20 protein-coding genes are annotated in these 19,909 nt (G+C 54.9%); 9 read left to right on the top strand and 11 right to left on the bottom strand.

The features are described 5' to 3' along the window. Nucleotides 1–3: 3 nt before the first annotated feature. Together B2R48_RS19185 and B2R48_RS19180 are read right to left on the bottom strand one after the other, a co-directional pair. Nucleotides 4–462 carry a GIY-YIG nuclease family protein gene (locus tag B2R48_RS19185; protein ID WP_297003536.1) on the bottom strand — a complete coding sequence of 153 codons (459 nt, stop codon included), beginning with the start codon at nucleotides 460–462 and terminating at the stop codon, nucleotides 4–6. Continuing rightward, on the bottom strand, nucleotides 459–953 hold the full coding sequence (locus B2R48_RS19180; RefSeq protein ID WP_297003534.1) for a glyoxalase superfamily protein: 495 nt from the start codon (nucleotides 951–953) through the stop codon (nucleotides 459–461). Before B2R48_RS19180 ends, B2R48_RS19185 begins: the two co-directional genes overlap by 4 nt. A gap of 313 nt (nucleotides 954–1,266) precedes the next feature. Between B2R48_RS19180 and B2R48_RS19175 the strand changes: the two genes are divergently transcribed. The 4 genes from B2R48_RS19175 to B2R48_RS19160 all read left to right on the top strand — a co-directional run bounded on the left by B2R48_RS19175 (nucleotide 1,267) and on the right by B2R48_RS19160 (nucleotide 5,413). Next, the gene (locus tag B2R48_RS19175) at nucleotides 1,267–1,500 is read left to right on the top strand and encodes a BolA family protein (protein ID WP_044827588.1); all 234 of its coding nucleotides are present in this window, start codon (nucleotides 1,267–1,269) and stop codon (nucleotides 1,498–1,500) included. Nucleotides 1,501–1,686: 186 nt separating this feature from the next. Further along, entirely contained in the window at nucleotides 1,687–2,595 is a 909-nt protein-coding gene (gene rarD / locus B2R48_RS19170) for an EamA family transporter RarD (protein ID WP_062954286.1), read from the top strand. Nucleotides 2,596–2,688: 93 nt separating this feature from the next. After that, nucleotides 2,689–3,021: a Grx4 family monothiol glutaredoxin gene (gene grxD / locus B2R48_RS19165; RefSeq protein WP_062954293.1), complete on the top strand. Its 333-nt coding sequence runs from the start codon at nucleotides 2,689–2,691 to the stop codon at nucleotides 3,019–3,021. Nucleotides 3,022–3,214: 193 nt separating this feature from the next. Then, a complete protein-coding gene (locus B2R48_RS19160; RefSeq protein WP_297003531.1) occupies nucleotides 3,215–5,413 on the top strand; it encodes a mechanosensitive ion channel family protein in 2,199 nt (732 codons plus the stop codon). A 91-nt stretch (nucleotides 5,414–5,504) separates the two neighbouring features. On the opposite strand, the gene rpsD is transcribed toward B2R48_RS19160, so the two are convergent. The 3 genes from rpsD to cimA all read right to left on the bottom strand — a co-directional run bounded on the left by rpsD (nucleotide 5,505) and on the right by cimA (nucleotide 8,964). After that, nucleotides 5,505–6,122 carry a 30S ribosomal protein S4 gene (rpsD, locus tag B2R48_RS19155; protein WP_062954294.1) on the bottom strand — a complete coding sequence of 206 codons (618 nt, stop codon included), beginning with the start codon at nucleotides 6,120–6,122 and terminating at the stop codon, nucleotides 5,505–5,507. 261 nt (nucleotides 6,123–6,383) lie between these two features. Continuing rightward, nucleotides 6,384–7,166, bottom strand: a complete 783-nt coding sequence (locus B2R48_RS19150; protein WP_213475534.1) for an RNA methyltransferase — start codon at nucleotides 7,164–7,166, stop codon at nucleotides 6,384–6,386. 184 nt (nucleotides 7,167–7,350) lie between these two features. Further along, nucleotides 7,351–8,964 (bottom strand): citramalate synthase, encoded by a 1,614-nt coding sequence (gene cimA / locus B2R48_RS19145; RefSeq protein ID WP_213475533.1) that lies wholly within the window; start codon nucleotides 8,962–8,964, stop codon nucleotides 7,351–7,353. Nucleotides 8,965–9,303: 339 nt separating this feature from the next. Between cimA and B2R48_RS19140 the strand changes: the two genes are divergently transcribed. The 3 genes from B2R48_RS19140 (at nucleotide 9,304) to B2R48_RS19130 (ending at nucleotide 11,443) form a co-directional block, all read left to right on the top strand. After that, nucleotides 9,304–9,552, top strand: a complete 249-nt coding sequence (locus tag B2R48_RS19140; protein ID WP_062954300.1) for a hypothetical protein — start codon at nucleotides 9,304–9,306, stop codon at nucleotides 9,550–9,552. Between the two features lie 154 nt (nucleotides 9,553–9,706). Further along, nucleotides 9,707–10,402 (top strand): DsbA family oxidoreductase, encoded by a 696-nt coding sequence (locus B2R48_RS19135; protein ID WP_297003526.1) that lies wholly within the window; start codon nucleotides 9,707–9,709, stop codon nucleotides 10,400–10,402. Nucleotides 10,403–10,786: 384 nt separating this feature from the next. After that, nucleotides 10,787–11,443 carry a LysE family translocator gene (locus B2R48_RS19130; protein ID WP_297003525.1) on the top strand — a complete coding sequence of 219 codons (657 nt, stop codon included), beginning with the start codon at nucleotides 10,787–10,789 and terminating at the stop codon, nucleotides 11,441–11,443. Nucleotides 11,444–11,459: 16 nt separating this feature from the next. Here the strand turns inward: B2R48_RS19130 and B2R48_RS19125 are convergent, their stop codons facing one another. From B2R48_RS19125 to B2R48_RS19115, 3 genes are all read right to left on the bottom strand, one after another. Continuing rightward, the gene (locus B2R48_RS19125; RefSeq protein ID WP_249742271.1) at nucleotides 11,460–12,815 is read right to left on the bottom strand and encodes an MFS transporter; all 1,356 of its coding nucleotides are present in this window, start codon (nucleotides 12,813–12,815) and stop codon (nucleotides 11,460–11,462) included. Nucleotides 12,816–12,987: 172 nt separating this feature from the next. Then, nucleotides 12,988–13,704, bottom strand: coding sequence for a hypothetical protein (locus B2R48_RS19120; RefSeq protein ID WP_297003521.1), 717 nt, complete (start codon nucleotides 13,702–13,704; stop codon nucleotides 12,988–12,990). Nucleotides 13,705–13,729: 25 nt separating this feature from the next. Beyond that, entirely contained in the window at nucleotides 13,730–14,686 is a 957-nt protein-coding gene (locus B2R48_RS19115) for an aldo/keto reductase (protein WP_297003519.1), read from the bottom strand. A 206-nt stretch (nucleotides 14,687–14,892) separates the two neighbouring features. On the opposite strand from B2R48_RS19115, the gene B2R48_RS19110 reads away from it, so the two are divergent. Continuing rightward, the gene (locus B2R48_RS19110) at nucleotides 14,893–15,264 is read left to right on the top strand and encodes a MerR family transcriptional regulator (RefSeq protein ID WP_297003516.1); all 372 of its coding nucleotides are present in this window, start codon (nucleotides 14,893–14,895) and stop codon (nucleotides 15,262–15,264) included. After that, nucleotides 15,261–15,677, top strand: coding sequence for a carboxymuconolactone decarboxylase family protein (locus B2R48_RS19105; RefSeq protein ID WP_297003512.1), 417 nt, complete (start codon nucleotides 15,261–15,263; stop codon nucleotides 15,675–15,677). The genes B2R48_RS19110 and B2R48_RS19105 overlap by 4 nt, the downstream gene beginning before the upstream one ends. Nucleotides 15,678–15,754: 77 nt before the next feature. Here B2R48_RS19105 and cysS read toward each other — a convergent pair whose 3' ends face one another. From cysS to B2R48_RS19090, 3 genes are all read right to left on the bottom strand, one after another. Next, complete coding sequence (cysS, locus tag B2R48_RS19100; protein ID WP_297003510.1) at nucleotides 15,755–17,131, bottom strand: cysteine--tRNA ligase; 1,377 nt, start codon at nucleotides 17,129–17,131, stop codon at nucleotides 15,755–15,757. A gap of 67 nt (nucleotides 17,132–17,198) precedes the next feature. After that, nucleotides 17,199–18,551 carry a glutamate--tRNA ligase gene (gltX, locus tag B2R48_RS19095; RefSeq protein ID WP_297003509.1) on the bottom strand — a complete coding sequence of 451 codons (1,353 nt, stop codon included), beginning with the start codon at nucleotides 18,549–18,551 and terminating at the stop codon, nucleotides 17,199–17,201. Nucleotides 18,552–18,565: 14 nt separating this feature from the next. Continuing rightward, the coding region (locus B2R48_RS19090) for an NAD+ synthase (RefSeq protein ID WP_297003507.1) at nucleotides 18,566–19,909 on the bottom strand (1,344 nt) is incomplete at its 5' end.

Here is a 19,909-nt window from a genome sequence, read left to right as displayed (position 1 = left end):
ACGCTACTTTTGGGATAGAGTTATCTTCGCAAGGGTAGGAACATAGCTTTTTGTCACGCCAATTAGATGGCTTAGGCAACTGTGACAATCACTGCTGCCAAATCCGGGCACGGGAACCTGTGTGTCAGGCTCCTGCAAAGCAGCCCGCAGCACACACTCATTCCCTCCCGGCACCGCCAGCACCGAAACAACCCGTCCGGCCCCGTTTGAGGTCAGTTCATCGACATGCCAGTGGGGTTTCTTGGTCGCCTTGCAGTGGCGTTTGACCCTTGCAGCAATGCCGCCGGGACCGTTGGCAGAGCCGCAATAGAGGTATGTTCCTTTGGCAAGGGTGATCCCGTTGAACCGTTTGTTTTGAAGCGTCAGGTCATCTTCGAGTTCGATCACCAGAACGTAAGCTCCGGCAACTTTGGGAAGCTGCCGGAGGGTTTGGTCATTGATCTCTGGGATAAACGTGCTCACGCGTCCGGGGATTCTCGCAGCAACAGATCAATCGAAAGTCCGGGTCCGGCCATGCCGTTGGTCAGAACCGGTTCGCAATGTTCGTTGATCCGCGATGCAATGCGCTGGCGAAAACCGCTAAAGCGTTTTGATTCCACCACATCGACCGGTTCATCAAGATGCACCTCAACCCGAAACACACCCGGTGTCGGGGTCGCCGTGACACTCCGGATCAGGCCGGTGACGGCATGACCAAGGTAAGATCCGGCAAACCGTTTGCCTATACCCAAATCGGACACGTTGGTCGGGATATTGCGCCGTGCCATGGCAACGGCGGTGTTCCAGTCACGAAAACCATGGCTTTGCGCCAGCAGTTCCAGCGAACCGGTATGCGAGATCGAGACATCACGTGCGGCCAAGGCTTTGCGCAGGCGTTTTGCCTGTGCCTTGAATTGCTCGGCCGCGTCGGTTTCAATGTCGGCACGGCTGATATTGAGCGTATTGGAAGTCATTTATCGTCTCCACGCAGGAGGCCGGGGGTCCGCATTGCCGGGCCGCATCCTGAACGGGAAACGGATCCGAAAAATTCATTCAACGCACTTTACCAAAGGCATAAACCTTGCGGACGGCAGGTGTGCGCAACCAGAACAATGCCTGTTAGCTCAATAACGGCCAAAACACAAGGCCCATGCGTCGTCTGTCATTACCGGATAACGGGCGTTTCACAAAAATTGACAGCCCCCTTAACAACGACATATACCAGTGAAAACAAGTCATATCGGCGGTCCCGAATATTGCGCCGATCAACCATGAGGAAGATGCGCCATGGCCATGGAAGCCTATGAAATCGAAAGCATGATCAAGGAAGCCCTGCCCGATGCACAGGTCCGCATCGAGGATTTGCGCGGTGATGGCGATCATTATGCGGCAATTGTCGTATCCGAACAGTTCCGCGGCAAAACCCGTGTGGTTCAGCACCAGATGGTTTATTCCGCACTGAAGGGTAAAATGGGCGGCGATTTGCACGCGCTGGCTCTTCAAACCTCTGCGCCGGACTGATCACAGTCCCCCAAAAGGCATTGCGTCACCTCGCCACCACGAACCCGCCTTGCCAGACAAGACTTTTTCGAGGGCCGACTTAATCTCGGCCCCGACTTGCTTTCAGATGATACTGAACTGGTCCAAGACGTAGCGGCCGGTCACAGCCCCATTAACTGACCATCGCTTTACGTTAGGTCCTGCCCCATGTCTTCACAGGAAAAACCGGCATTGATCGGTCCCGGCCCCCTCGCCGGGCTTGGTGCCTTTATCTTCTGGGGCTTCTTTGGCCTTTATTTCAAGCAGGTCGCCTTTGCCACCCCGCTTGAAATCCTGTCACACCGGATTGTCTGGTCTGCCATCCTGACCTTGCTGCTGGTCTTTGCGCTGGGACGGCGCAACAAGCTGTGGGAACTGATTTCGTCGGCCCGCACCATCGGGCTTCTGTTCCTTTCAAGCCTGTTGGTTGCCGGCAACTGGTTGCTTTATATCTGGGCGGTCAATAGCGCGCACGCCCTTGAAGCCAGCCTTGGCTATTACATCATGCCGTTGATCATGCTGATCCTCGGTCGGATTTTTTTTGCCGAAAAACTTAACCGCATACAGATCCTTTCCGTTTTGATCTGTACGGCCGGGGTTCTGAACCTTCTGGTTTTTTATGGCGATATGCCCTGGGTTGCCGTCGGACTTTCGACCTTGTTTGGCTTTTACGGTGTGATTCGCAAATTCGTCCCGGCCGACCCGATCGCCGGTCTTTTTGTTGAATGTATTCTTCTGACCCCGTTTGCGTTGGGGTATCTTGGCTGGCTGACCTATCAGGGTGATATGACCTTCGGGCATATCGGACGGGTCGAGGATGCGCTTCTGATCGGGCTTGGGGTTTGCACGACAGCCCCGCTGGTGTTGTTTGCCTTTGCGGCACGCAACATGAAATTCTCAGCCCTTGGATTGATGCAATATCTTAATCCGACCATACAGTTCTTTGTCGCGGTTCTGATTTTCGGCGAGATATTTACCGAGGCCCACATGATCACCTATGCGCTGGTGTGGTTCGGCCTGGGCATTTTCACCTGGGATAACCTGCGCACCGCGCGGCAAAATCGTGCCAAGAGTTGACAGAACCGCAGGTTCCAGCCATATCTTCGCCCATAAAAGTTTTACCCGAATTTGCGGCCCCAACCATGCCGCCCAAAGCCAAGGACAATCATTATGACCGACAACCCGGTTTTCGAGCGCATCCAGAAAGACGTCGATGACAATGACGTCGTCCTGTTCATGAAAGGGACCGCAATGTTCCCGCAGTGCGGCTTCTCTGCTGCTGTTGTGCAGGTACTGGCCGAACTTGGCGTTCCGTTCAAGGACGTGAACGTGCTGGTCGATCCGGCCATCCGTCAGGGCATCAAGGATTTCTCGAACTGGCCGACCATTCCGCAGCTTTACGTCAAGGGCGAGTTCCTTGGTGGTTGCGATATCGTGCGCGAAATGGCTGCCAGCGGCGAACTGTCCCAGCACCTTAAAGACAAGGGCGTTGCTGCCGCTTAACGCGCACGCAATTCCCACCATGCAAACGCGCTGTGCGGGTCACCCGCCAGCGCGTTTTTTGTTTCTGCCAGATGAAACGCCACCCCCATAGCGATCATTTCCCGGACGCAGCAAAACTATTTCTTGATGGTTTCTTTGGACTTCCCCATCTTTAATGCACGCTATCGATTGCGCCAAAGGGGAAGTCACCGGCATGAAACCATCAATCAAAACAATGGCATGTTTTGCCATTTGGCTTTTTGCGCTGTTTGTCATTGCGCCCGCAATGCCTGCTCAGGCGCAGATGGCGGCTGTTGCCACGATGGGAAGCGACGACACCACAACGACGGAAGCCGCCACGTCAGGCGAGGATAATGTCGTTGCAGAGACCTTCAGCTATTATGGCTTCCTTGAAGAAGGAATGGACCGAACACAGGCGCGTATTGCCCAAACACTTGCCGGCTTTGATGCTTTCCCGGGTGAATTCGTTGCAACCCTTGATCTGCTTTCAAGCGATTTTGGCAAAAGCGGTTTGATGCGGATCTTGCTGTTTACCGTTATCTTCGTGGGTGTCGGCATCCTTGCAGAGCTGATCTATCGCAGACTGTCGGCCCCGATGTGTGCCTATCTTGAATCGCGCACACCACAGACCTTTACCGAACGCCTCAAACATATTGCCGGGCTCAGCGTATTGTCGCTGCTCTCGTTGTTTGTCTTTGCCATCGGATCGCTTGGCACCTTCATGATGTTCGATTGGCCGGAAATCATGAAGGCGGCCGTTATGTCGCTTTTGATGGCGTTCTTCGCGCTTCGTTTCCTGATCATCGTGCTGCAATTCCTGTTTGCGCCCAAGGCCGAAGGCCTTCGTATGATCAATGTCGATCCGGTTGCAGCCAGGGCCCTCACCACGAACCTGACCTGGGCTGCTGGAATTTCTCTGTTTGCCTTTGCACTTGCGGGCGTCTTTCGGGCCGCCCCGACCATGGTTGCCGGTGATATTATCCTGTTTGACGCTGCGGTGGTGATTTCCGTCCTCGCCTTTTGTTTTGCGACTGTCTCGCTGGGTCGGTTCTTTGCCAGCCATGTCTCAAGCACGGACGTAGAGAAAATGGCCCTGCCAACATCCATGGCCCGCCTGTGGCCGGTGATTGTCTGTAGCTGGTTCATCCTTGTTGGCGGCGTGGCGGTCATTGGTGCCGAACGCATCCTCAAGGCGCTTCTGGCCATTGGTATTGCCTGCCTGTTTGATGTCGTATTCCGCAACATTATCGAAAGCCAGCATCGCAAGAAATTGCAGGTGGCCGAGCAGGAAGCCACCGAACATAATGCACGTTTAGAAGCCATCGCCCTTGAAAATCACGAGGAGTTCGAACCCGTCAAACCCAAGACACCGGTCTTTACCAAGGTCCTCAAACGCGGTGTGCGGCTTCTGGCACTGGTGTTTGTTCTGGCAAGCATGTGGCGCATCTGGGGCTTTGACCGCCTTGCACAGGCCGATGATGCCGGTATCGTCGCGCGGATTATTGATAGCTCGACCGAAATCATCATGATCCTGCTGATCGCAGACCTGATCTGGTCGCTGATCAAGACCTTCCTTGATGAACGCATGAATGCCTCCAACCAGGGCAATGCCGGGGACGAAGGCGGTGGATCGGGCCTGTCACGGGTCGAAACCCTTTTGCCATTGCTTAAGAACTTTGCCCTGACCGTGATTGTCATCATGGTGGCAATGGTCACCTTGTCGTCGCTCGGCGTTGATATCGGTCCGCTGATCGCCGGTGCCGGTGTTGTCGGTCTGGCGCTTGGCTTTGGCAGTCAGGCGCTTGTGCGCGACGTGGTGGCGGGGGTGTTCTTCCTGCTCGATGATGCGTTTCGGCTGGGGGAATATATCGAAGTCGAAAATCTGCGCGGTCGGGTCGAAAACATCTCTATCCGTTCCATGCAGTTGCGCCATCACCGCGGCCCGCTTCAGACCGTCCCATTTGGCGAAATCAAATCCATCGTCAACCACAGCCGCGACTGGGTGATTGTGAAGCTTGAATTCCGCGTGCCATTTGAGACGGACGTCAACAAGATCAAGAAGCTGGTCAAAAAACTGGCCGCAGAGCTTCTGGAAGATCCGCTGATCGGGGACAGCTTCATCGAACCGCTGAAATCCCAGGGCGTGCGCCGCATGGAAGAATTCAACATGGTGATCGGACTTAAATACACCTCGAAACCCGGTGAACAGTTCATGATCCGCAAAACCGTCTATCAGCGGGTTCTCGCCATGTTCAAGGAAAACGGCATCCAGATGGCGTCCCGCGACGTCAAGGTCGCCGTGCCCGCCGACGCCACACCGGAACAAAAACAGGAAGCTATGGCTGCTGCCGCCCAACAGGCGTCCGAGCAGATCAACAAACCACCTGCCTGATACCGGCATTTTGCAATATGCAGACAAACAAAAAACGCCCGCTGTTTCCAGCGGGCGTCTTCGTATCGGTTCGTCGCGAAATCCGTAAGGATCAACGCGAGTAGAATTCGATGACCAGGTTCGGCTGCATCTGAACCGGGTACGGAATTTCTGCGAATTTCGGTACGCGAACGAAGGTGCCTTTGAAGGCCTTCGCGTCAACGTCCATGTATTCCGGAACGTCACGTTCGTTCAGGTTGGCAGCTTCCATCACCATCGGGATTTCGCGCGAAGCAGGTTTCACTTCGACAACGTCACCTTCTTTAACAAGGTAGGACGGGATGGTTACTTTCTTGCCGTTGACAAGAATGTGGCCGTGGTTAACGAACTGACGTGCAGCGAACACGGTCGGAACGAATTTCATGCGGTAGATAACCGCATCAAGGCGCTGCTCAAGAATACCAACCAGATGCTCGGAGGTATCGCCCGGACGACGGGACGCTTCTTTGTAGTAGCGCAGGAACTGTTTTTCAGAGATCGAGCCGTAGTAGCCTTTGAGCTGCTGTTTCGCAAACAGCTGGGTACCATAGTCGGTCGGCTTCTTACGGCGGGTAGCACCATGCATGCCCGGTGCATATTCGCGCTTGTTCAGCGGCGATTTTGCACGGCCCCAAAGGTTCACACCAAGGCGGCGGTCAATCTTATGCTTTGCAGCAATACGTTTCGACATTTTGTAACTCTCTTTTTTAAGATCACTTATTGTCCCGATAGTTTCCAGCCGCCAGAACCAGCATTTGGCCCGGACATGCGGAACGGGGACGAAACCACATGTTTCGACCCACTTTCTCGGAAGTGAGGCGCAATATAGAGATGATTGTTCAAGAGTCAAACATTAATCGCGCCCGCCATACGGTATGGAAGCCCTGCATTTCTGCCGACTTTGGCCGCGACGGCGCGTAATGAAACCGGCACCTGCCAACCAACTGAAAAATCAGTCCTTTGGTTTATGCTTGCCGCCCCGCATGGCAACGATCATACCGCGCAGCGTCTGCACTTCCTGATGGGTCAGGTTGGCACGGTTAAAGATGTTGCGAATATTGCGCGCCATGCCGGGGCGTTTTTCCGCCACGCGAAAGAACCCCGATTCATCAAGTTCGCTCTCAAGATGGGCGAAAAGGCGTTCCATATCATTCTTGGTCGCCGGGAACGTATCGGCCATCATCAACTGATAGTCCGGCACATCAACGCCCGCCTGCCACCATTCATACCCGATCAACAAAACCGCCTGGGCCAGGTTAAGCGACGTGAAACCGGGATTAAGCGGCACGGTCACAACCGCATCCCCCATCGCGATATGTTCGTTGCGAACGCCCGTGCGTTCCGGGCCGAACATCACGCCGACCTTCTCACCGCGCCCGATCACAGCACGCATTTCCGGTGCCAGCCCCTTGGGCGTAAAGACCGGCTTGATCGCGTCGCGCGTTCGGGCGGTGGTAACGTAGACACGGTTCAGATCGGCCAGCGCATCTTCTTCGCGCTCAAACACCTTGGTGTTGTCGATGACGATATCGGCACCCGATGCATTGGCAGTTGCCCGTTCATTCGGCCAGCCATCGCGCGGACGCACCAGACGCAAATCCACCAGACCACAATTAAGCATCGCGCGCGCGGCCTTGCCGATATTATCGCCAAGCTGCGGTTCGATCAGAATGATCACGGGTGGATTGGCAATCCCGCCTGTTTCAGGCTTGGCACTGCCGATGGGCTCGCTCATCGCGCTATTCTCCGGTCGTCAGATGAAGGTATGGTCGGGCATCCTCCGTCCATATTGGCGCTTACTTAGCAAAAGCCAACCGTTCGCGCCAGCCTCCAGATTTAAGTCTCCTTATCCGTCACGAAAACAGCCGGACCTTGATATGGCCCGGCTGCATCTATTTGGCTGATATCCGATCACAGCATCAGGCGTGCTGGCTGCGTACCCCGGACTTGAACAGCTTATAGGTAATGGAATCCCGAAGCGCGTTATAGGACGCCTCGATAATGTTGGTTGAAACCCCAACCGTTGCCCAGTAATTGCCCTCTGCGTCACGGCTTTCGATCATGACGCGGGTCACCGCACGCGTGCCATCGCCGCGGGTTATAATGCGGACCTTGTAATCGATCAGTTCAATCTGTTCGACCGCTTCGCGGTATTCCGGCACCGTCAAAAGGACTTTACGAAGGGCAGCATCAAGGGCGTTAACCGGGCCGTTACCTTCGGCAACCGACATGAACTGATCATCGCCGACCACGACCTTGACGGTGGCCTCACTCATGGTGATGACCTGCTCGTCCTGTTCATCGACCCAGCGGCGTTCATCAATCACGCGGAACGACGTCACGCGGAAATAACGATCGAGCTCGCCCATCGCCTTGCGTGCGAGCAACTCAAAGCTGGCCTCTGCCCCGTCATAGGCATAGCCATCAAATTCGCGTTGTTTGACGGTTTCAACCAGCTTGCCGATCGCTTCTGATTTCGGATCAACATCGACCCCGATCTCGCGGAAACGCGCAAGGATATTGGACCGCCCCGCCTGATCGGACACCAGAATATGGCGCTGGTTGCCGACCAGATGCGGTTCGACATGCTCGTAACAGGTCGGGTTCTTTTCGACTGCGGAAACATGCAAACCGCCCTTATGGGCAAAGGCGCTGTCGCCAACATAGGCCGCCTGACGCAATGGCTCGCGGTTAAGGCGCTCGTCAAGGATGTGCGAAATCCGGCGAAGGCTGCTCAGCTGGTCGTGGGAAATGCCAACATCATATCCCATCTTGAGCATCAGGGTCGGAATGATCGAAATCAGGTTGGCATTGCCACACCGCTCGCCAAGGCCATTTAACGTACCTTGTACCTGACGTGCACCGGCACGCACCGCGGCCAAGGAGTTCGCAACCGCGTTTTCCGTATCATTGTGGCAATGAATGCCGACATGGGTTCCGGGGATCTGGCTGCAAACATCGGTAACAATGTCAAAAATCTCGTCAGGCAGTGTGCCGCCATTGGTGTCACACAAGACAACCCAGCGTGCCCCGGCCTCATAGGCCGACGTGATCGCAGACAACGCATAGTCGCGGTTGGCCTTGTAACCATCAAAGAAATGCTCGGCATCGAACATCACTTCGGAAACCTTGGATTTCAGATGCGCTATTGAGTCCGAGATCATCGCAAGGTTTTCATCAAGCTCGATCCCAAGCGCCTCGGTCACCTGAAAATCCCAGCTTTTGCCGACCATGCAAACAATCGGCGCATTCTGCGCCAGGCTGGTCAGCCCCGGATCGTTTGACGCCGAACGGCCAGCGCGTCGGGTCATGCCAAAGGCTGTCAGTTTGGAATTTTTCAGTTTGGGCGGATTGGCAAAGAATGCATCATCCGTCGGGTTCGCCCCTGGCCAACCGCCTTCAATATAGTCAATCGACAGTTCGTCCAGTGCCTTGGCAATCGCGGTTTTGTCCGCGGCCGAAAAATCCACGCCCTGGGTCTGCTGCCCATCGCGCAAGGTACTGTCATAGAGATAGACGCGCTTGTCTGACATTTTCATTCCAACTGATCGATAGTCTCTCTGTGACGGCCGTTCGTTTTGCCGCCACTGTTCTGTCCGCAAGCCTCATGGTCCCATGTGTTTTGCGGGTCTGGCAAATTGCCGCAAAACAGTCATCAGCGCAACAGCATTACGCGAATTGCCGCCTTTGGGACAATTTCCACTCTATTTCAACAAATTACTCACCTTTAGGATAGCGAACCTGTCCCCTTGAATGATTGTAACCCCCACCAGTCGGTGCTTATCTTTAGTTGCATATCATAGGCGGCGTGATCGAAGGCCTGCCCACCATCAACATCAATAGCGATCGCGCGATGTCCGAGGACAACAAAAATGGTAAAAAACGCCTCCACCAGCGTTGACATCATGATGCTAGCCGGCCTGACTTGGGAACGTACCGGTCGGAACTGTTGGACCGCGTCGGATCGCTTTGCCCGCTACACCATTTTCCGCGATATTGATGAACGCTGGTATGGCGATTGGGAACGTGACGGGGAATTGACCCGCGCGGACTGGTCTTGCCCGATCCTTGAAACCTTTGCCGAATACATGGTCGACAATGCCCGTCGGCAGTATAATTGATCATCTGATCGACGATCTGAACGCGAAAATCAGCAAAAACTGATGAAATGACTTTCCAGGACGGCCCGACCAGCCTTTTCCTTGCGTTTGACGCCATGTCGATTATGTGTTGGGGTAGCGATAACGTTACATAACCCAAGGCAATCCTAATCCAATGACCAAAGCCATTCCCATGCAGATCGACATTGTTTCGGACGTGGTCTGCCCGTGGTGCATCATCGGTTATAAAAACCTCGAAGATGCCATCAGCCGTCTTGACGGTGAAATTGACGTCACACTGCGCTGGCATCCGTTTGAACTAAACCGTGATATGCCGCCAGAAGGTCAGGACCTTTCCGAACATATCAGCGAAAAGTACGGCCTGACGGCAGATCAAAGTGCAGACAACCGCGCCCGCATCACCATGATGGGTGAAAATGTCGGCTTCCCGATTCATTTCGGATCTGATTCCCGCATCTATAACACCTTTGACGCCCACCGTTTGCTGTACTGGGCGGGCAAGGAAGGCGAATACGGACAACAGACCGCGCTTAAACTCAATCTTTTTGCCGCCTACTTCCAGGGCGGAGACAACACCGCCGACCATGGTGTTTTGAAACGCGCAGTCGAGGAAGTTGGCCTTTCGTCGGAACGCGCCGCCGAAATCCTTGCCAGCGACGAATTCGCCAAGGAAGTCCGCGCCGAGGAAGACGAGTTTGGTGATGCCGGTATCAGTTCTGTCCCAACCTACGTGGTGAACGGCAAATTCGCCATTTCCGGCGGCCACCCGCCAGAGGTATTCGAACAGGCTCTGTCGGAAATCGCGCGTCAGGGTGATGAAATCCTTGCCGAAGCACAAAACGACGCCTGATTTTGGCGCCAAACAGACAAACGATCAAAGCCCGGTCCATTGGATCGGGCTTTTTCGTTGAACTCGACAGACATCCATTCCCGATCCAGGGTCCAAACTCATTCAAATGATCGCTCCGGCAATTGATATGAAAGAAAAAACAAGGAAAAGCCCACAGATTGGGGGGATCCCCAATCAAGGGATTTGACGCAGAGGCTTTCTTTCATATCAGTTGTCCTTTGGATCTCCCGGATTTGCACGGGCTACGTTGTCGCAAAATCTTGAAAGATGTGCATCTTCCTGCAATTTTGCTTCGCATATCCGCACAAATCCGGGAGACCGGAACGGTCATTTGAATGAGTTTGGACCCTCGGCTACTCCTGCCACCACCAAAGGAAACGCCCCATGATCAGTTTTGCCGAAATCGGGCAATATCTGCCCGGAATATTGCTGTCTTATGCCGCCTTGCTGGTCGGTCTCATCAGCCCCGGCCCCGCCCTTTTGGGTTTGATGGGCGTCTCCCTTGATCAGGGCCGCCGTGCCGGACAACATTTTGCCCTTGGCATCGGAACCGGTTCCTTTTCCATCGGCCTTCTGACCCTGACCGGTTTGTCGGCTGTTTTGGCGACATATGCCGATGCCATGACGGCCATCCGGATTTTTGGCGGGCTTTATTTGCTGTGGATGTCTTACCGCGCGTTTCGCACGGCTTTTCGCAAAGCTCCAAGCGCACAAACATCCGCCGCAGCCATTGACGCTGCTCAAATCTCTGGTCGTGGATATTACTTCCGTGGCTTGGGTCTGCACCTTACAAACCCGAAGGCTATCCTGACCTGGATCGCCATCATTTCCATCGGCTTTCAGGAAGGCGCCCCGCTTTGGGTCGGGGCTGCAATTGTCATTGGCTGCGGCCTGATTTCCACGAGCACACACCTGCTTTACGCAACGGCGTTCTCCACTGCCCCGGCCATTTCGATTTATCGTCGGGCGGCAAGCTGGATCAATGGATTGCTTGGCGTGTTCTTCGCGGCTGTCGGGATCAGATTGCTGTTTAACCGCTAGGGCAACCACCCAAGGCTTAAACCTTGGGCGGTTCATCCTTTGCAGTATCGGCTTTTTCTTTTGCTTCAGTTTCAGCTGCAGCCTCGGCCTCTGCTTCTTCTGCAGCGGCTTCTTCTGCGGCGGCCTCCGCCTCGGCTTCTGCCTGTTCTGCTGCCCAGACACCGGCGGTTTCAACCGCCATGGGCGATGCCGTCGGCAGGACGCTGACATAGCTTTCCGTTTCTTCGACCGGCAGCGCCTCACGGCGCGTCATGCGATAAAGCGCATAAACCGAAATCACAGCAAATGTCATGGCAAGCACCAGCCAAAAAGTCCTTGGACCAAGATGCTCCATCGACCAACCGGCCAGAAGCGGCCCCAGGATCGCGCCGACCCCGAATGTCAGCACCAGACCGCCTGACGCTGCCGGCATATCTTCAAGCGGCAGGAAGTCGTTGGTGTAGGCCAGAAACAGCGCATAAAGCGGTGTCGTCATGCCACCGGCTACAAAGGCTGCGCACAGCATGAAGACAAGATTATCTCCTGATACCCAGCCCAGAATACAGGCTGCCATCGCCACCATGGACGCCCCAAAGATCAGCTTGCGTCGATCCATACGGTCCGACAGCCAGCCAATCGGGTATTGAAATAGCAACGCACCGGCAAACAGCATCGCAACAAAAGTCGCGATTTGGCCGGCCGTCATGTCAATCTGGGTGCCGAAAACCGCCGCCATACCGGTTTGGATTGCATAAACGCACCCCAGAAGGAAGATACCCACCGTACTCAGGGGTGATCCGGAGAAAAGCTCTTTAAGCCCCATCGGTCGGGCTGCTTCGGTCATTGGAACCGAGGTTGCCGAAAGCAGGATCGGTGCAAAGGAAATCGAAACCAGAATCGATGCCACAATAAACAGGGCGGAATTTGCTGCATCCCCAAACGTCAAGAGACCCTGCGCACCGATAATGCCCAGCGTCTGGGCAATCATATAGGCTGACAGAACCTTGCCACGTGTTTCGTTGGTCGACGAATCATTCAGCCAGCTTTCCGCGGTGACGTAAATCCCCGACATGCAAAACCCCAGAAGCACACGCAACAGGGTCCATGCCCAGGGTTCTGCAATCAGCGGCAATGCAATCAAACCGGCAGAGGTAAAGCTACCCAACGCGGCAAAGACACGCACATGACCAACGCGTTTGATCATTCTTGGTGTAATACGTGCGCCCGCAAGGAACCCGGCGAAGTAACCCGATGTCACAATTGCAAGCTCGGCCGAGGAAAACCCCTCAATCCCGCCACGCAGGCCAATCAGGGTAAAATGCATGCCATTGCCCAGCATAATCAGGACAACGCCAATAAGAAGTGCCCAGACACTGGTTAAAACCTGGATCATGGCTCGCCCTTTCACGCTTGGGGATTACCGAAAAGTCATTTCTGAATTTGCTTACCGCGCATTGGTCTGATGCAGGGTGATCCAGACAAACGACTTGTTTCAGCAAAAGTTACGAAACCACCGATTGACGGTGGTTTCCAGACTTTTTTCTGCGTGAAGTGATTTTTTTACTTCAGGAGGCCGGGTCTTTGATTTCTGCCTCTGTCAGGCGCTTGGTGGTGACACCGTTTTTAAGGTCCAGCCAACCGCAGAAAACGGTGACCCAGACCGCCGCCAGCATCACGAAAGCCACTTGTTGATCCATCACCCAAAGCGTGCCCGCCGATATCACGCACCACAGCAACGGTACAGGCAACAACGCCCAGCGCCACGTTCCGCGCGACAAAAGCACAAAGCCCAATGTGCCAAGTGCTGTCGGATCAGCCGCACTACCAAACAGTTCGGCCTGCAACAGATCGCGCCCCTCAATCAGGCCAACAAACGGAAAGGCAATTAGCGCACAGGCGACCAACGTCAGACCAACATAGCTTGAAAAGTCACCCCGCCAACCAAATCGAAGCGGCAAAGGACGTGCGGCAAAGATGGCAAACAAAACGACTTGCAGGGCAAAGCCCGGCAACAGATACGGAATGGCCCAGTTGATCGGCCTGTAATACTGCCACAGGAACCCATAACCGCACCATGCCCAGACCAGTGCCAGCAAAACCAAAATAACCCGGTTGCCACGAAATCCATGCCGAAGTGCCAGACCCGATGCAATCACCCCGGCAACCAGCGCACTGACAACCACCAGCCACCAGGTCGTATTCATAATTTCAAACAGCCGGTAATACACCCGCGGCGAAAACAACAGCAAATCTGCCAGTCCGTAATCCCACCATTCACTCATGCCGTTTGCCCCACACTTGCCTTGCTCAAACCAGAACGCCGATCACGGCCGCGATTTGTTCACGCATCTTTTCATCTGGCAGCGCCCCGGTTGCAGCTGCCATGTTTTCCATCGCATGGGCCGGTTTGGTGGTGGCCGGAATCGGACAGGTCACCGCTGGATGGGAGATAAGGTATTTCAGGATCAGTTGTGCCCAGCTTTTGACTTCAAGTTCGCGGGCGAACTCGGGCAAGGGTTCGCCTTCCAGTCGTTCGGGCAGGCTCCCACCGCGAAACGGGCGATTAATGATCACGGCAATGCCACGATCATAGGCCAGCGGTAACAGGTAGTCCTCGACCTTGCGATCTACCGGGTTATAGGTCACCTGCACGAAATCAAGGCGCTCGTTCTTCATCACGGCAATCAGATCTTCGGTACGCCGACCGTGCGACGTCGTGACACCCACATAACGCAACTGCCCCGCATCCTTCATGCGAAACAGAAGCGGCAAGTTCTCGTTAATGCCAAGCAGGTTGTGGACCTGCAAAAGGTCAAACTTCTGCACTTTCCAGCGTTCGGATGTTTCTGTGATTTGGCTGGCGCCATCACCCGATGTCCAAACCTTGTCGGTCGAAAACACCTTGTTGTGTGCACCCAGTGCATCAAGCCCATATCCGATAACGTCCTGCGCAGAACCATACATCGGGGAACTGTCGATCATACGCCCGCCGGACCTGAAGAAGGCGGACATCACATCTGCACACTGTTTACGTAATTCAATGTCATTGCCGACGTTAAACGTAATCCAGCTGCCCAGCCCGACCGCGGGAATTGTCTCGCCCGTCGAGGGGATCGTTTTCTGGATCACCTCGGGCTGGTCAGTTGCCGCATCCGATTGCGCGAATGCGTGCCTGTTTGTCCCCAAACCGAACACACCAAGGCCCCCAAGGGCGGCAACCGCCCCGGTCGATTTCAGGAACTTCCGACGATCAAAATCTGACATGGTTCGCTCTATCCTTGTGGTTGGCCACCATACTCAAACAGAAATCTGGCAAAAATCTGCCCAGCTAATTTCGGCAATGCAATTTGCTGACCACTCCATATCCCGACATCTCGAAACGCATGACCGATTAATGCTTGACCTGGAGTGCACTCTATCACCTAGCTTCACACGGGACTGCATACCCCTTTCAAACGATGGCGGCCGTCATGATGATTGGTGAAGTGGCTGAAAAGACGGGCTTTAGTGTTCATACGCTTCGATATTACGAAAAGATCGGTTTGTTGCCGGAAGCCTTGCGTGATGCCGGTGGGCGACGCGTGTATGGCCCGGACGTTCTGGTCTGGCTGGAATTTGTCGAACGCCTGAAACAAATCGGCATGCCGATCCGTGATCGGGTGCGATATGCCGAACTGCGCGCACTTGGCGACGGTACGATTTCCGAACGTCGGGAATTGCTTCGGACCTATCGCGACGATCTGGCCAAACGTGTCGTCAGTCTAAGCGAAACACTGGATGTGCTTGATGCCAAAATCGCCACTTACGATACGGCCGCCAAATGTAACGGAGCATCCCGATGAACAGTTCTGCCCACAACGCCACAGACAATACCAGCGCCCTTGAAAAAGGCCGCGATATCGTTGCGCGCCTTAACCCACCGCTCGAAGGGCAGCTTGCCGAAAAGTACGATGACCTTGTGCCGGATTTTGCCGAAAGCCTGATTGAATGGGCTTATGGACGCCATTACGCCCGGCCCGGTCTTGATCTTAAAACCCGTCAACTCTGCACGATTTCGGCTCTGACGGTTCTTGGTGGCCAGACATCCCCACAGCTTAAAATCAATATTCATCACACCCTGTCTGCGGGTGCAGCGCGCAGCGAAGTCGTCGAAGCCATCTGGCAAATGGCTGTCTATGGCGGGCTGCCTGCTGCGATAAATGGCCTTAATGCCGCACGCGAAGTGTTTGATGAACTGGATGCACGGCAGGATTAAGCCCCTGTGAGGTCAAGCAAAGAAAAAGGGCCGCAGTTTGAAGCTGCGGCCCTTCCTGATTTTGCGAAAAATCGCGCTTACACACGCTTCCAGCTTGTGCCTTCCTTGAAATCTTCAAGGAGGATGCCGCGCGCCAGAAGGTCATCTCGGATTTTGTCCGCCGTTGCGAAATCCTTGTTCTTCTTGGCGTCCGCACGCTGGGCGATCAGCCCTTCGATCTCGGCGGCCTCGTCTTCATCGGCTGATCCGGTGAACCAGGCTTCGGGGTCACCTTCAAGAATGCCCAGAAGCTTGGCCGCGGCAAGGATTTCACCCTTTGCCTCAGAGCGTTCAAACTTCTTTTCCGCCTTGTTGAACTTGGTCACAAGGTTATGGAATTCCGAAATCGCCAGCGGCGTATTGAGGTCATCACACAGCGCATCAAGTACCGCACGCGGTACCGGCATCGCTTCGGGCGTGACATCTGCACTTTGGCGCAAGGCTGTATAGAACCGATCAAGTGCCTCTTTGGCCTGACGCAGGTTTTCTTCGGTCCAGTTGATCGGCTGATGGTAATGGGTTCCCATCATCGCCAGACGGATCGCCTCACCCGGCCATTTTTCAAGCAGCTCATGCACGGTGACAAAGTTGCCCAATGATTTGGACATCTTTTCGCCTTCGACCATCAGATGGCCGTTATGCATCCAGTATTTGGCGTAGCTCGAACCCTTATTCGCGCAGCAGCTCTGCGCCAGTTCGTTTTCATGGTGCGGGAACACCAGATCCGAGCCACCGCCATGGATGTCAAAGTTTTCACCCAGATAACGCGTCGACATAGCCGAGCATTCAATATGCCAGCCCGGACGACCACGGCCCCACGGGCTATCCCAACCCGGAATATCATCACTGGACGGTTTCCACAGGACGAAATCTGCCGGATCCTTTTTATAGGGGGCGACTTCCACCCGCGCACCGGCGATCATTTCCTTGCGATCACGACGCGACAGCTTGCCATAATCATCAAACGCCTCGACCGAAAACAGCACATGGCCCTCGGCGGCATAGGCAAAGCCCTGCTCGATCAGGCTTTCGCACATGGCGATCATTTCCGCGATATGTTCGGTCGCACGCGGTTCGATATCGGGCTTGGCGGCATTAAGCGCGCCCATATCTTCCAGATAGGCCTGATGGGTGCGTTTGGTGATTTCGGAAATCGGCTCGCCGCTTTCCTTGGCACGCGCGTTGATCTTGTCATCCACGTCCGTGACATTCCGCACATAGGTCACCTTGGGATAGATATGGCGCAGCACGCGCACCAGCGTATCAAACACCACCACAGGGCGCGCATTGCCGACATGGGCATAGTCATACACCGTCGGCCCGCAGACATAGAGGCGCACGTGATCAGGGTCAATCGGCTCGAACACCTGCTTTTCACGTGTGAGCGTATCAAAAATACGAAGGGTTTTGGTCATTTCAAACGTCCGTTTGGCTGTGTTATCGGGTCAAATGCGTGCATTTTCCGGCGATCAAAGCAGATGCTTAGACCGCCTTCCCACACAACCGGTCACGTGCCTTTTCAGACCCGATCAGAACCAGCATCGTCGACATTTCCGGACCATGTTCGCGCGCCGTCAGCGCCTTGCGCAGCGGCATGAAAAGCTGCTTGCCCTTGCGCCCGGTTTCTTCCTTAAGTGCTGTGGTCCAGGTTTTCCAGCTGGTGCCGTCAAGCTCGCCTTCCGGCAGCATATCGGCGGCCTTTTTCAGGAACTCGGCATCCTCGGCATCAATTTCCGGAATGACGTTTTTGTGGATCACATCCCACCATTCCAGTGCCTCTGCCACGCGCCAGCAATTGCCGCGCACCGCATTCCAGAACATCTCGTCGGCATCTGCCATGCCTGCGGCTTCAAGCTTTGGCTTGGCAGCCTCAAACGACATGTCGTGAATGACTTTTTCATTGAGGCTTGCCAGTTCGGCCGGATCAAATTTCGGCGTGGAGCGGCCATAATGATCCAGATCGAATTTCTCGAGCACTTGGGAAAGGTTCGCCGGCTCAATCTTGTCGGATGCACCAAGGCCGGTCAGAAGACCAACAAGCGCCTCGACCTCAAACCCGTCATTACGCAACTCGCGCAGTGAAAGACTGCCCAGACGTTTTGAAAGCTGCGAACCACCCGGCCCCGCCAAAAGCGGCATATGGGCGAACTCAAGCGCGCCCGGCTTTCCACCAAGGGCAAGATACAGCAAGATCTGCGATACGGTGTTGGTCACATGGTCTTCGCCGCGAATGATGTGGGTAACCCCCATTTCAAGGTCATCGACCACCGAGCCCAGCATATAAAGCAACGAGCCATCTTCACGGATCAGGACCGGGTCAGACACATGTTCGGTATCGAACGAGCATACACCGCGTGTCAAATCGTCCCACTCAACCAAACCATCGGTCAGAAGGAAACGCCAATGCGGCTTGCGGCCTTCGGCCTCAAGGGCGGCAATTTCTTCATCGCTAAGGGTCAATGCCTTGCGGTCATAGATGAACGGCTGGTGACGCTGGCGGGCCGCCTTGCGTTTCCAGTTCAGCTCACCTTCCGTCTCGTAGCACGGATATAGCAGTTCACGCTTTTTCAGGTCGTCAATCGCTGCGTCATATTTGTCCAGACGCAAACTTTGACGTTCTTCCTGATCCCAGTCGATACCAAGCCATGCAAGGTCTTCACGGATCGCGTCGACATATTCGTCCTTTGAGCGCGCCGGATCGGTATCGTCAAAGCGCAGGATGAATTTCCCGCCTGATTTCCGGGCATAAAGCCAGTTCATCAGCGCCACACGGGCGTTACCGACGTGAAGAAGCCCGGTCGGGCTGGGGGCAAATCGCAGAACAGGTTTTGTCATTTCAAACTTTTCAATCACGTAACAAGGTTCGTGAAACCATTGGTAATCGGATAGCGACGGTCACGGCCAAAGGCGCGCGGGGTGATCTTGACCCCCGGGGGTGCCTGACGGCGTTTGTATTCCGCCCGATCCAGCAATCGCCAGACCCGGCGTACTGTTGCCTCATCGTGTCCGCTATCCACGATATCGCGAACAGACCGCTCACCTTCAATCATCTGATGCAGGATATCATCCAAAACATCATAAGGCGGCAGACTATCTTCGTCTTTCTGATCCGGGCGAAGCTCGGCCGATGGCGGCTTGGTAATAATCCGTTCCGGGATCACCATGCCATCCGGGCCCACAGCCCCGTCCGGTTTATGCTCATTGCGCCAGTGGCACAGATTGAACACGGTTGTTTTATAAAGGTCTTTCAGAACCGAATAGCCACCACACATATCGCCGTAAAGCGTGGCATAGCCGACCGACATTTCCGACTTGTTGCCGGTGGTCAGCACCATGTGACCAAACTTGTTTGAAAGCCCCATCAGGATAATCCCGCGCGAACGGGCCTGAATGTTTTCCTCGGTAATATCAACATCGCGGCCAGCAAATGCAGGTGCCAGCATTTCGTCGAATGCGTCCATGGCCGGGCCAATATTGATGCTTTCAATCCCGGTCTTGAGCATGCCTGCGCAAAGCTCTGCATCCTCAAGGCTCTCGGCCGAGGTATAAGGCGATGGCATCATCACCAGACGCACACGATCAGAACCCAGCGCATCCACCGCAACCGCGGCCGAAAGCGCACTGTCGATTCCGCCCGACATGCCGATGACGACACCGGGGAAGCCGTTCTTGTTCACATAATCGCGCAGGCCCAGTACCAGCGCCTGATAAATTGCATCCAGCCCGGTGGGATAGGCAACCTTTGGCGCGTCATCCGCGCAACGCCATTTACCGCTTTCTGCCTGTTGCCAGGTGGTCACCACCACATCCTCGGCAAAGGCCGGCAGGGCCACCGCAAGCGATCCATCGCCGTTCAGGCCAAATGATCCGCCATCAAAGACCAACTCGTCCTGACCACCGACTTCGTTGCAATAGATCATCGGAACATGGCTTTCACGCACGCGATCCTCGATCAACTTGCGGCGCAGGCCACTTTTATCGGCTTCAAAGGGTGAACCATTCGGCACAAGGAAGATTTCCGCCCCTGCATCGGCCAGATGGGCGACAACATGCGGCGTCCAGACATCTTCGCAGATCGGCACACCAAGCTTGATACCCTTGAATGAGATCGGGGTTGGCATCGGACCCGCGGCAAAGACGCGCTTTTCATCAAACACGCCATAATTGGGCAAATCATTCTTGGCGCGCACATC

It is taken from the genome of Thalassospira sp. UBA848 (assembly GCF_002295455.1).
Classification (GTDB): Bacteria; Pseudomonadota; Alphaproteobacteria; order Rhodospirillales; family Thalassospiraceae; genus Thalassospira.
The sequence above is the reverse complement of the archived record's forward strand: the minus strand, read 5'-3'. Positions and strand labels throughout refer to the sequence as shown.